11 protein-coding genes are annotated in these 12636 nt (G+C 39.2%); 8 read left to right on the top strand and 3 right to left on the bottom strand.

Features of this window, described 5'->3' with window-relative positions:
• The first annotated feature begins 270 nt into the window (after positions 1-270).
• From ACIQLB_RS16270 to spoIIP, 4 genes are all read left to right on the top strand, one after another.
• Positions 271-1260: an agmatinase family protein gene (locus tag ACIQLB_RS16270; RefSeq protein ID WP_400727803.1), complete on the top strand. Its 990-nt coding sequence runs from the start codon at positions 271-273 to the stop codon at positions 1258-1260.
• Positions 1261-1395: 135 nt separating this feature from the next.
• The gene (locus ACIQLB_RS16265; RefSeq protein WP_400727800.1) at positions 1396-2283 is read left to right on the top strand and encodes a 5'-3' exonuclease; all 888 of its coding nucleotides are present in this window, start codon (positions 1396-1398) and stop codon (positions 2281-2283) included.
• Positions 2284-2716: 433 nt separating this feature from the next.
• Positions 2717-3256: an RNA polymerase sigma factor gene (locus ACIQLB_RS16260; protein ID WP_400727797.1), complete on the top strand. Its 540-nt coding sequence runs from the start codon at positions 2717-2719 to the stop codon at positions 3254-3256.
• Positions 3246-4157 carry a stage II sporulation protein P gene (gene spoIIP, locus ACIQLB_RS16255; RefSeq protein ID WP_400727794.1) on the top strand — a complete coding sequence of 304 codons (912 nt, stop codon included), beginning with the start codon at positions 3246-3248 and terminating at the stop codon, positions 4155-4157. The genes ACIQLB_RS16260 and spoIIP overlap by 11 nt, the downstream gene beginning before the upstream one ends.
• 54 nt (positions 4158-4211) lie before the next feature.
• Here spoIIP and ACIQLB_RS16250 read toward each other — a convergent pair whose 3' ends face one another.
• The gene (locus ACIQLB_RS16250; RefSeq protein WP_400727912.1) at positions 4212-4715 is read right to left on the bottom strand and encodes a C39 family peptidase; all 504 of its coding nucleotides are present in this window, start codon (positions 4713-4715) and stop codon (positions 4212-4214) included.
• Between the two features lie 58 nt (positions 4716-4773).
• Entirely contained in the window at positions 4774-5118 is a 345-nt protein-coding gene (locus ACIQLB_RS16245) for a thioredoxin family protein (RefSeq protein WP_400727909.1), read from the bottom strand.
• Between the two features lie 365 nt (positions 5119-5483).
• On the opposite strand from ACIQLB_RS16245, the gene ACIQLB_RS16240 reads away from it, so the two are divergent.
• The 4 genes from ACIQLB_RS16240 to ACIQLB_RS16225 all read left to right on the top strand — a co-directional run bounded on the left by ACIQLB_RS16240 (position 5484) and on the right by ACIQLB_RS16225 (position 12198).
• Positions 5484-7868 carry a 3-hydroxyacyl-CoA dehydrogenase/enoyl-CoA hydratase family protein gene (locus ACIQLB_RS16240; RefSeq protein ID WP_400727791.1) on the top strand — a complete coding sequence of 795 codons (2385 nt, stop codon included), beginning with the start codon at positions 5484-5486 and terminating at the stop codon, positions 7866-7868.
• Positions 7869-7921: 53 nt separating this feature from the next.
• A complete protein-coding gene (locus tag ACIQLB_RS16235) occupies positions 7922-9094 on the top strand; it encodes an acetyl-CoA C-acetyltransferase (RefSeq protein WP_400727788.1) in 1173 nt (390 codons plus the stop codon).
• Positions 9095-9214: 120 nt separating this feature from the next.
• Positions 9215-10999 (top strand): acyl-CoA dehydrogenase family protein, encoded by a 1785-nt coding sequence (locus ACIQLB_RS16230; protein WP_400727785.1) that lies wholly within the window; start codon positions 9215-9217, stop codon positions 10997-10999.
• An 842-nt stretch (positions 11000-11841) separates the two neighbouring features.
• Complete coding sequence (locus ACIQLB_RS16225; protein ID WP_400727782.1) at positions 11842-12198, top strand: arsenate reductase family protein; 357 nt, start codon at positions 11842-11844, stop codon at positions 12196-12198.
• Positions 12199-12361: 163 nt separating this feature from the next.
• Here the strand turns inward: ACIQLB_RS16225 and ACIQLB_RS16220 are convergent, their stop codons facing one another.
• Positions 12362-12538, bottom strand: a complete 177-nt coding sequence (locus ACIQLB_RS16220) for a hypothetical protein (protein WP_400727779.1) — start codon at positions 12536-12538, stop codon at positions 12362-12364.
• Positions 12539-12636 lie beyond the last annotated feature (98 nt).

The following is a 12636-nucleotide window of genomic DNA, read 5'->3' as shown; positions in this document are numbered from 1 at the left end:
ATACCGAACTTTGACGAAATTGTATGTACTAATGGTAAAATTAGTATGGAAGATAGTTCCTTTTGTGTATTTAAGGGTACAATAAATTATATAGGGCAATTGACTACAATTTAGCTCATCACCAAAAATCGGGGATGACAAAACGTATGTCATGTGAATAAGTTGATTGGAATGAAGATTGGACGCCCCCAGGAAAGCGCCCAGTCGGAATGGAAATCAACCCCACGTTATGATAGTTATAGAAAAATGACGTAAAGGTGGTCGGTTAACATGTTTATTCAACCAGAATGGCAGTATAAGCAAGAAAATGGTTCAGCTATGCATCAATGGATTAAGCAAAAAGAAAATCCACTTCCAAGTGATGTAGATATTATTTTGTACGGTGCTTTATTATCGTATGCTAGTAAACCCTCCGAAAAAGCGTTGTATCCAACAGCATTTCGAAAGGCTTGGCCAAGCTTTCAATCCTATAACTTAGATGAGCAAGTAGATTTGCGCTCGTTGGCAGTCGTTGATGTGGGTGATGTAGCCATCCACGAGACGGATAGAATGCTTTCAGAGTCAGCTATAGAAGCTGCGGCAGAAAGCTTAAGTACCGCATATTCTAAAAGTTTCACCTGTCTTATAGGTGGAGATCACGCGATTACAGCTTGCTCCCTAAGAGGGATAAAGAATGCTTTTCCAAAGGATCGTATAGGGATTATTCAAATTGATACGCATTTGGATGCCCGGAATCAGGAGGAAATTGGTTTAGCCATGGATTCTCCAATACAGAAGCTCATTGCAGCAGGCGTTGTAAAGGGGAAACATGTTTATAATGTCGGATTACATGGCTTTTTTAATTCACCAGAAATGATTCACTACGCGAAAGAACAAGGGATACATATGATTACGTTAAAGCAAATGCGTCGTGATGGCATTCAATTAACAATTCGCGAAATGCTCCGTCAGCTTATGTATGAGGTGGATCGTATTTATGTTTCTGTAGATTTGGATGCACTCGATATTACATTTGCCCCAGATGTACCTGCAGCAACACCTGGTGGATTAACGGCCTATGAATTATTTGATATGCTAAAGCTCATTGGAGAAAATGAAGGGGTCCGCCATATTGACTTTGTCTTTGCAGATCCAAAAGGGGTGGACCTACGTCCGGAAACAGTAAAGATGGGCGTGACAGCATTTTTGCAATGGTTAACAGGTATTCGACTGGATTACCGCAATCGTATCTCAAAGAAAAGTAACGCCATAAGTAGATAATTATAAAATGAGACGTGGAATGATGGCTTGTATATATTTACAATGAAGTTTGATGATAGTTTGCTATAATAGAACAATGCTTAATATATTATGAATGAATACATTTTTGTATTGTTATAGAGAGGACTATTTATCATGACAACAAAACCAAAACTATTAATTGTTGATGGCATGGCGCTATTATTCCGTTCATTTTTTGCGTCGGCTGCGATGGGGCATTATATTCGCCTCGCGGATGGGACTCCTTCAAACGGTGCCCAAGGATTTGTGCGTCATGTATTAACCGCACAATCTATTATGAAGCCGACCCATCTTGCTGTTTGTTGGGACATGGGTTCCCATACATTCCGTAACGAATTATTTGATGGCTATAAGGCTAATCGTCCATCACCACCAGAGGAAATGCTACCACAATTTGATATGGCGAAAAATTTATCTCAACAAATCGGCTGGCAAAACTTCGGTGTTAAAGGGATGGAGGCAGATGATTTAATTGGCTCAATGATTACAAAATTTCAGGATGAGGCTGACATTACGGTAATTAGTGGAGACAAGGATTTACTGCAGCTTTTAAGACCATCAACGGAGATTGCTTTTACGAAAAAAGGCTACACAGAATATGACGTTTATACGCATACACGCTTTCAAGAGGAGTATGGCATCGAACCTATTCAATTTGCACAGGTCAAAGCTTTTATGGGAGATTCGAGTGACGGTTACCCAGGTGTTAAGGGAATTGGACCAAAGCAGGCACTTACGTTAATTCAAACATATGGTTCTATTGAAAAAGTTCTTACGTCATTAGACGAATTAAAGCCTGGTCAACGCACGAAAATTAAAGAGAATCTAGACATGCTAAAATTGTCACACGAGCTTGCAACCATTCAAACGAACGTACCAATAGAGACAGAATTAGCGAGTTTAGTATTACCTAATTACGAGCCTCAAACGTTCAAAGAAATAGAAGAACATGGCTACACATTAATCGCCAAGCAGGCACGCTCACTGTATTCACTTATTTAAAAACAAACATCAAGGTAATCAACGCAGAGTATAGAAATATGCTCTGCTTTTTTTATGGCTTATCACCAAATGTTGAGGCAGATATTTGGTAAAACATATGCCATGTACATAGGTTGATTGGAGTGGAGGCTAGGCGACTCCTTGGGGATCAGCGATAGGGGAACGAAGGCTAAGAGCATCACATCCTGTGATAACGCCTTCGTGACCAACATCCTGTTGCCCCGACGCCCTCAGGAAGCTTTGCTCTGTGCGAAAGCGAAGCGTCAGCAATTGTTTTATCTGTGCGAAAGCGTAGCGACAGCAACAACAAAGCGCCCCGCCGGAACGGAAATCAACCACACTTTATGGAGATGAGCCTTTTTTATACAAAATTTTGTAACCTTTTCCTAACCTCAAACGAATTATAAGCAAATAAGTAAAAGGAGGGGAAAGCTTGATTGATTCAATTAACTTAGAATCAAGAATAATTGAAATCTACAATTTGTATTACTTAGACGTTTATAGATTTCTTGTTTGTTTTACGGGAAATCAAAATGATGCTGAAGATTTGACCCAAGAAGTATTCATTCGTATCTTAAAAGGTTTATCGAATTTTAATGGCAACTATCATTTAAAAACATGGATTTTTTCAATCGCAAAACATGTGGCAATAGATCACTACAGAAAGAAAAGGTTTGCCTCGCTATTTAAGGATGGTTTTTTTAATCATTTATCATCGAATGACAAGAAGCCTGATGAGGAATTTGAGGTAACAGAATTAAAACAATTTATTCATGAAGCTATTGCAAAATTAAAACCTAATTACAGAGCAGTAGTCATTCTTCGAGGTATTAATGAATTTTCCATAAACGAGACTTCGGAAATTCTTCAATGTAGTGCGGCGAAAGTAAAAGTTGATTATCACAGAGCCCTAAAAGAGCTTAAAAGAAAACTGAATATTGAAATAGAGGGGGTTTTGACAAATGCAAAATGAAAAAGACTTATTTGATATGTTGAAAGAAATGTACCCTCAACATCCTAGGAAGGAATTTGTTTCTGCAACTGAAAATACTCTTAGACAACGAGCGCGAAGCATGGGTAAAAAAAGAATCCTCACAAAATTCTCGGTGATTACAAGTGGTGTTTTAGTTTGTGCATTTATTTTTTCGTGGTTAATCTCCTTAAATGGAAGTCGCACAGTTTCAGAGGCAGTCCATAGTGTTGGTGGGACGTCATCGTCTTATGCAATGGACGAAAAGGAACCTGTAGTATATATTTATCAATCACATAACAGGGAATCATTTTTCCCGGAGCTTCCTGAACTGCAGGCGTATAGAGAGCAGCCGCCGTATAGTGATTCTAAAAATGTAACATTGGTAGGTAAAGAGTTAAGTAGAGCATTAAAGGAAATGCAAATTAATTCAATACATGATGAGACTGATATAGCCGGAATCTTAGCAAGAAGAGGTTTATATTTTCCGGATTCATATAAAGTGTCACGGGAAAATTTACAAAAAGTTTTAGCTGAAAATGACAGTATTCACATGGTTTTTGATATACATCGAGATTCTATAAAAAGACGAGATTCCACAATTGAAATTAAAGGACAGGATTACGCAAGAATTAAATTTGTCGTATCAAAAACGAGTGGAAACTTTGAAACGAATAAAACATTTGCCACTCAGCTTCATGAACAACTAGAAGAATTATATCCGGGCCTATCAATAGGTGTAATAGAAAAAGGAATCGAACCCCAAAATACCTATAATCAAGATCTCCATGATAATTCAGTATTATTAGAAGTTGGAGGTATAGATAATACGTTGGAAGAAACGTATAGAACAATGGATGTATTTGCAGAAGTTCTAAAAGTTATTATTGAGAACAGTAAATAAGCCTTGAATTATTGATGAAAAAAGAGCGTGTCTAACATTAAGGCACGCTTTCACTTAGTTCGGTGTAATTTTCACGAAGCTCAATACTTTTTCATTACCTTTAAAAGGAGCCGTTCGAATTTTACTTTCACGATTAGGACCACCATTATCATGGACCATTAACAATAACTCATCATTTCGAATTTCATAGCCGATGAGTGGCACCCAATGATAGACGAAGGCAGATTTTTTATCGCACCAATTTAGGCTGAAATATCGGTCAAAGCGTATGGCGACAGGGCGGCCTGCATCGATTTCCTGCATGGCTTCCTTTAAAGTACAATCACGAATATCCCATGTTGGACGGAGACGGCGAAGATTGCGAATTAGGCGCCATTTAAATAACCCAATTTTCGTGCCACCGAGAAGTTTATAAAGTTCATTTACCGAAGGAGCTTGATCTTCAAAATAGTTTAAGATTACGTGTACAGTTGTAGGGCCACATGCAGAATTACGATAGTTTGGTGCAATGGATGCATCATATTGTGATTTTCCGAGTAGCGACAATTGCTGGCGCATCATAATCTCCCTTCTAAAAAGAGCCGCATTTCAAAAAGAAATGCAGCTCTTTTTTCGATTATTGTTGAGCGGATAAGAATTCAGTAACTTGCTGAGGTGATTTAGCATTAGCACTATGTAAGTGTGCTAATTTTTCACCGTTTTGGAAAATTAGTAGGCTTGGAATACCCATTACATCATATTTGTCAGCAATTTCTGGAAGCTCATCGCGATTAAGTTCATACCAGTCATATTGGTTGTACTCTTCGATAATTGGATCGATGAACATATTCATACGTGTGCAATCTGGGCACCATCCAGCATAAAATTTCACTAGAACTTTTTGATCACCAGAGATCAGTTCATTAAATTGTTCAGCAGTTGTAATTGTTTTCATTAGTATTTCACTCTCCTTGCTTTCCATTCTACACATTTTTCTCGCAACCTGAAAGTTTTCTGTTTGGAATAATCGATATCTACTTATTGTCTTGTTTTCGCTCGTAAAAAACGAAAAAAGTTGTATATTGCAAAAATAATTGGAGAAAAATGATTGCTAAATTAAACAAAATAATCTACACTAAAAACAGAAAAAGTAGTTTTATCTTCATTCAGCGGAAAATATTTACCTCAAAAACGACAATGGTAGCTGGACGGAGATAAGCCTCAGTCGTATGTCACAGATTACGCCTAAAATTATCTGGACAAAAATACGCTAAGGCAAACTTGATATTTTTTTGATCAAAAAATGAATGGCTATTCATTCAATGGGAGAATAAGGGGGAATTGCTTGTGACTTACAACATTAAAAAAGCAGCTGTTCTAGGTTCTGGGGTAATGGGCTCTGGGATTGCAGCACATTTAGCAAACATCGGTATTCCAACATTATTATTAGACATTGCGCCGAAGGAACTAACAAAAGAGGAAGAAGCGAAGGGTCTTTCCTTAGAGCATTCTGCAGTAAGAAATCGTATCGTCAACGGAGCTCTTCAAAAGTTATTAAAGCAAAAGCCAGCACCACTTACTTCTAAGAAAAATTTATCACTACTAACGGTTGGTAACTTTGAGGACGATTTAGAGAAATTAAAAGATGTAGATTGGGTTATTGAAGTTGTCGTAGAAAATTTAGCAATTAAACAAAACCTATATGAAAAAGTTGATGCTGTACGTAAGCCGGGCACAATTATTAGTTCAAACACATCTGGCATAAGTATTGATGCAATGGCAGAAGGACGTTCAGAAGATTTTAAAAAGCATTTCCTTGGAACTCACTTTTTCAACCCGCCACGCTATTTAAAATTACTTGAAGTCATTCCGGCAAATACAACAGCGCCAGAGGTTGTAAGCTTTATGAAAACATTTGGCGAAGATGTACTTGGAAAAGGAGTTGTACTTGCTAAGGATACACCAAACTTCATTGCCAACCGTATCGGAACGTATGGCTTACTAATTACTTTACAAGAAATGATGAAGGGTAGCTATTCAGTTGGCGAGGTGGATTCTGTAACAGGTCCACTAATCGGTCGTCCAAAATCTGCAACATTCCGAACGTTGGATGTTGTTGGTTTAGATACATTTATCCATGTAGCGAAAAACGTTTATGATCAAACAACTGGTGAAGAGCAGCAAGTATTTGCAGTACCAGAATTCCTACAGAAAATGGTTACAAACGGCTGGCTAGGAGCAAAATCAGGTCAAGGATTCTTCTTAAAGCAAGGTAAAGAAATCCTTGAAATTGATCCAGACACACTAGAATATAGCCCAGCAAAAAAATTAAAAACACCTTCTATTGAAATGGCAAAACAAACTCGTGGATTAGCAAATAAAGTAAAAACACTAACATATGCGAAGGATCGTACAGGAGAGTTATTATGGGGTATCTTCGCTCCGACGCTAATTTACTCGGCACAGCTACACGGTGAAATTGCTGATGATATTGTTGCCATTGACAATGCTATGAAATGGGGCTTCGGTTGGCAACAAGGTCCATTTGAAATATGGGATGCAATTGGTGTGAAAGAGTCTGTAGCTAAAATGGAGGCTGAGGGTCGTGAAGTGCCGGCATTTGTAAAAGATATGTTAGCAAGCGGCTTTGACACTTTCTATTCGGAAATTGACGGTGACCTAGCGTATTATAATGGCTCTGAATACGTAAAAGTACCAGTTAATGAAAAAGAAATTAACTTAAAACGTTATAAGAAAAAGCACGGTGTTATTAAATCAAATACAGGTGCTAGCTTAATAGATTTAGGCGATGGAGTTGCATTACTTGAATTCCATTCCCAATCAAATGCAATTGGCTTAGACATTATTCAAATGATTAACTTTGCAATCGATGAAGTAGAAGCTAACTATAAAGGCTTAGTCATCGGTAACCAAGGGAAAAACTTCTGTGTTGGTGCAAATCTAGGAATGATTTTAGTAGAAGCACAGGATGATAATATTTTTGAGCTAGATTTCGTTATTAAAGCATTCCAAGATGCGATGCAAAAAATTAAATATTCTCGCAAGCCTGTTGTGGCAGCACCTTTCGCTATGACACTTGGTGGAGGAGCAGAGGTGTGCTTACCAGCTGCACATATTCAAGCAACAATGGAAACGTATATGGGCTTAGTAGAAGTCGGCGTAGGATTAATTCCTGGCGGCGGCGGTAATAAGGCACTATACCAAAAATTCCTTAAAGGGCTACCAAATGGCGTTGAGGTAGACTATCAACATATTGCTAATAAAGTATTTGAAACAGTTGCGATGGCAAAAGTTTCGACATCTGGCGAAGAAGCAAGAGAAAATAACTTCTTAAACTTTGCTGACGGGATTTCTGTTAACCCAGATCACCAACTATATGATGCAAAACAAGCTGCACTAGCGCTTTATGAGGCAGGCTATCAAGCACCTGTACCTACGAAAGTTCCTGTAGTCGGTGCATCAGGCTACGGTACGCTACTAATCGGTGCGCAAGGATTGTTTGAATCAGGCTATATTAGTGAACACGATTTAAAAATTGCTAAAAAATTAGCGTATGTCATTGCTGGTGGTAAAGTTCCATATGGCACATTAGTAGATGAACAGTACCTATTAAACCTTGAGCGTGAGGCGTTCCTAAGCTTAGTTGCAGAACCGTTGTCTCAACAAAGAATGCAGCACATGCTTTTAAAGGGAAAACCACTGCGTAACTAACGTTAAGACTGAATTAACCATACTTGCACATGAAACAAAGGGGGATTAATACGATGCGTGAAGCCGTTATTGTAGCAGGAGCACGAACTCCGATTGGAAAAGCGAAGAAGGGTTCTTTAGCAACAGTTAGACCAGATGATTATGGAGCGGTTGTTGTCAAAGAAACATTAAAAAGAGCGGGCTATGAAGGTCCGATTGACGATTTAATTTTAGGATGTGCAATGCCTGAAGCTGAGCAAGGCATGAACGTAGCACGTAATATTGGAGCGCTTGCTGGATTACCAGATACAACACCAGCGCTGACAATTAATAGATTCTGTTCATCAGGTTTACAGGCAATCGCTTTTGCAGCAGAGCGTATTATGCTAGGACATTCTAAGGCAATTCTTGCTGGTGGCGTCGAGTCGATGAGTATGGTGCCAATGGTAGGCAATACACCTCGCTTAAATCCAGCTTTAGCAGAAACTGCTCCCCAATATTATATGGGGATGGGCCACACAGCAGAGGAAGTGGCACGTCAATACAATGTAAGTAGAGAAGATCAGGATGCATTTGCTGTGCGTTCACATGAGCTTGCAGAAAAAGCGATTAAAGAAGGTAAGTTCAATGATGAAATCGTACCAATCGAAGTGGAGCAGCATTATGTAGATGATAACAACAAACCTCAGGTGAAAAAGTTCACATTTAGCATGGATGAAGGTGTACGTCCAGGTACATCTGTAGAAGGTTTAGCGAAGCTTCGTCCAGCCTTCCATGTAAAGGGTAGTGTAACAGCTGGTAATGCTTCTCAAACTTCTGATGGTGCAGCAGCAGTACTTGTGATGGATCGTGAGGAAGCAGAAAAGCAAGGGCTTACACCAATGGCGAAGTTTTTAGGCTTTGCAGTTGGCGGTGTACCTCCTGAGGTGATGGGTATTGGTCCAATCGTGGCAGTACCTAAAGCACTTGAAATTGCAGGGCTAGCAATTGATGACATTGATTTATGGGAAATTAACGAAGCATTTGCTTCACAATCCTTACAAGTCGTACGTCATTTAGGCATCGATCAAAACAAAGTAAATGTCAATGGTGGAGCAATTGCCGTTGGTCATCCACTCGGTGCAACTGGAGCTATTTTAACATTAAAGCTTATCCATGAATTGAAGCGCCAAGGTAAGAAATATGGTGTCGTGACAATGTGTATTGGCGGCGGAATGGGTGCTGCAGGAGTATTTGAAATTCTATGATTTTTGCTAGATCAGCTTGGAGTGCAGCGTTTTCGGTTGCCTCCGAACACAGTGCTTCAAGCTTGTCTATATATTGGGGATTAAAACTATTAAAAATAGATATATAGGGAGGAATTTAGAATGACAGAAAAAACAACGGATTTCATTAAAGGCGGCGGGTTTATTATTGAAGATGTGGAATTAGATCGTGTATTTACACCAGAAGATTTCACAGATGAGCATAAAATGATTGCTAAAACAACTGAAGAGTATGTAGCAAATGAAGTGTTACCAGTCGTTGAAAATTTAGAACACCATGAATTTGAGCATTCGGTTCGTCTACTAAAAAGTGCAGGTGAGCTCGGCTTACTAAGCGCAGATGTACCTGAAGAATATGAAGGTCTAGGATTAGACAAAGTTTCTTCTGCATTAATCGCAGAAAAAATGTCAGTTGCTGGTGGTTTCTCTATTACGCATGGTGCACATGTAGGTATTGGTTCTTTACCAATCGTACTTTTCGGAAATGAAGAGCAAAAGCAAAAGTATTTACCAAAGCTTGCGTCAGGTGAATTAATTGCGGCTTACGCATTAACTGAGCCAGGTTCAGGTTCTGATGCATTAGGTGCAAAAACAACTGCGAAGTTAAATGATGCAGGGACACATTATATTTTAAATGGTGAAAAGCAATGGATTACAAACGCAGGCTTTGCAGATGTATTTGTTGTTTATGCAAAAATCGATGGCGATAATTTCTCAGCATTTATCGTAGAACGTGCATTCAATGGTGTTTCGGTTGGCGCAGAAGAGAAAAAAATGGGGATCAAATCTTCATCGACACGTACATTAATCCTTGAAGATGCAGAAGTACCTGTAGAAAACCTTTTAGGTGAAGTAGGACGCGGACACGTTATTGCCTTTAATATTTTAAATATCGGTCGCTATAAATTAGGAGTTGGAACAATTGGTGGCTCGAAGCGTGCATTAGAGTTAGCCATTCAATATACAAACCAACGTCAGCAATTTAAAACGAAGCTGTCTGATTTCAATCTAACTAAAGAAAAATTATCGACAATGGCTTCACAATTATATGCGTCTGAGTCATTAAACTATCGTACAGTAGGTTTATTTGAAGACCGTTTAAGTCAGCTAAGCCCAGAAGAGCAAAAGCAAGGGAAAGTGATTGCTGGTGCAATTGCTGAGTATGCTATTGAATGTTCTATTGCTAAAGTATTTGGTTCTGAGACTTTAGATTACATTGCCGATGAAGCGGTTCAATTACATGGTGGTTACGGCTTTATGGCTGAATACGAAGTAGAGCGTATTTATCGTGATTCTCGTATTAACCGTATTTTTGAAGGTACAAATGAAATTAACCGCATGATTGTACCAGGTACATTTATGAAGAAGGCATTAAAAGGTGAATTGCCATTGCTACAAGTTGCTCAAAACTTACAACAAGAGCTTCTTATGCTAATGCCTGAGGATGTAGGAACAGAGCCGCTAGCACAGGAAAAATATCTTGTGAAAAATGCGAAGAAAATTGCTGTATTAGCAGCAGGTTTAGCTGCACAACGTTACGGCGCGAAGCTTGATCAAGAGCAAGAAGTATTGGTGAATATTGCTAATATCGCAAACCAATTATTCGCTATGGAATCGGCTGTATTGCGTACAGAAAAAGCGATTGCTCGTGACGGTGCTGAAAAAGCTCATCAAAAATTACTGTACACTCAAATCTTCTGCCAAGAAGCATTTGCAGAAATTGAAAAAGAAGCAAAAGATACGATTCTTGCTTCAGCAGACGGCGATGCTGCACGCATGACATTGTCTGCACTACGTAAGTTAACTCGCAACAACCCATACAACTTAATCGCGAAGAAACGTGAAGCTTCTGTTAAATTAATTGAAGCAGAAAAATATGTAGTTTAATATGCAAAATAACCCTAGCTATCCGAGATGTGATAGCTAGGTTTTTTTTGTTGGAAATAAAAGTGAACGTAAAAGTATAGTTCCTCGGCAAAATGAGGGGTTGATATCCGTTCCGACTGGGCGCTTTCCTGGGGGCGTCCGATGAGCCGCTTCACTCGCGTTGCTCGCTCCAAGGTCTCGGGCCAACACGATGTTGGTCACGAAGGCGTTATTACAGGATGTGATGTTTTTAGCCTTCGTTCCTCTATCGCTGATCCCCAAGGAGTCGCCCAGCCTCCACTCCAATCAACTTATCCACATGACAAATGTTTTAACAAAATGTCATCTAACTTTTGTGTTTTATCGCCCAACTTTTGAATTTTATCGACATCCACCTTACAAAGAGCAAAAAAGGATTCATACACAAAACTGTGTGTGAATCCTTTAACTTTATTGTGTCGCCCAGTCGGAACGTAAAACAACTAATTCACATAGCATGTATCCTCTGATATGTCGTTTTATAGCAAAAGGGTTTTGTCTGTGCGAAAGCGAAGGGTAACAACGAATGTACAATTACGTCACTGTTATGATCTATTCAATTAGGGTGCGTTGCCGGAGCATTCACTTTTGAAATGCATAAATTTAATAAAAGTTCTATACTATTGCTGATTTCCGTTCCAGGCTACTCGACGCTCGCCCACAGGAAAGCGAGTAGCCTGGAACGGAAATCAACCCCCACACTATGCAGTAATGAACATTAATTGTTTCATTTTGGTTCGTAACGGTTATGATGGTATACTACAGAAAATGAGTGAGACACTGAAAATGTAGTGTCTTAATAATGATAGTAGAGGAGCCTATAAATGACGATTCAATTTATTCATTATCCGAAATGTACTACTTGTAAAAAAGCTCAAAAATGGCTAAATGACAATGGGGTTTCATACGAAGAGGTACACATTGTCGAACAACCACCTACAAAGGACGAATTATCAAACCTATGGCAAGCTAGTGGACAACCGTTAAAGAAATTTTTTAATACTTCTGGTATGAAATATCGAGAGCTGGGCTTGAAGGATAAACTTGCTGAAATGACTGAAGAAGAGCAGCTTGAAATGCTTGCATCAGATGGTATGTTGATTAAACGTCCGATTGTAACCGATGGAAAAAAAGTTACTTTAGGGTTTAAAGAATCAGATTTTGAGCAAGCTTGGAAATAACCGCTTTTAACTTGTTTCAGCAGAAGTCTCCCACCTCTATAGGTGTTAAGATAAATGCGGATTTAAGTCACTTTACAGCGGGTATCCAAACATCCGCTGAAAGAAGTTAAAGCCTCCGGTGGATGTCACAGAATCGGAAAGGAGTTCAATATAGGATGTTAGCCTAAAAACATCGCATCCATGCGATAACGGCTAACTGACCTGCATCGGTAAAAACGCCACGTCCTGTGGCATTACCGAAATGACCAACATCGTGTTGGCCCTCGGTAAAAACGCCACGTCCTGTGGCATTACCGAAATGACCGACATCGTGTCGGCCCTCATGCAGGCCTAAGCACAAAGCCGATTCCGGACGCAATTATGCCGAGGCATAATTGATTCTTGTTTTTACGGAAGAAGTATGGCACACTGAAAATGAATATATTACATATTTATGGA

The sequence above is a fragment of the Lysinibacillus sp. NPDC092081 genome, from assembly GCF_044755845.1.
GTDB lineage: Bacteria > Bacillota > Bacilli > Bacillales_A > Planococcaceae > Lysinibacillus.
Note: the sequence above shows the minus strand (reverse complement) of the source record. Positions and strands in the feature narration are given on the sequence as shown.

Excerpts from the sequence above, each read along its gene's own strand:
- ACIQLB_RS16270 (WP_400727803.1), top strand. The coding sequence starts at position 271 with ATGTTTATTCAACCAGAATGGCAGTATAAGCAAGAAAATGGTTCAGCT.
- ACIQLB_RS16265 (WP_400727800.1), top strand. The coding sequence starts at position 1,396 with ATGACAACAAAACCAAAACTATTAATTGTTGATGGCATGGCGCTATTA.
- spoIIP (WP_400727794.1), top strand. The coding sequence starts at position 3,246 with ATGCAAAATGAAAAAGACTTATTTGATATGTTGAAAGAAATGTACCCT.
- ACIQLB_RS16250 (WP_400727912.1), bottom strand. The coding sequence starts at position 4,715 with ATGCGCCAGCAATTGTCGCTACTCGGAAAATCACAATATGATGCATCC.
- ACIQLB_RS16245 (WP_400727909.1), bottom strand. The coding sequence starts at position 5,118 with ATGGAAAGCAAGGAGAGTGAAATACTAATGAAAACAATTACAACTGCT.
- ACIQLB_RS16235 (WP_400727788.1), top strand. The coding sequence starts at position 7,922 with ATGCGTGAAGCCGTTATTGTAGCAGGAGCACGAACTCCGATTGGAAAA.
- ACIQLB_RS16230 (WP_400727785.1), top strand. The coding sequence starts at position 9,215 with ATGACAGAAAAAACAACGGATTTCATTAAAGGCGGCGGGTTTATTATT.
- ACIQLB_RS16225 (WP_400727782.1), top strand. The coding sequence starts at position 11,842 with ATGACGATTCAATTTATTCATTATCCGAAATGTACTACTTGTAAAAAA.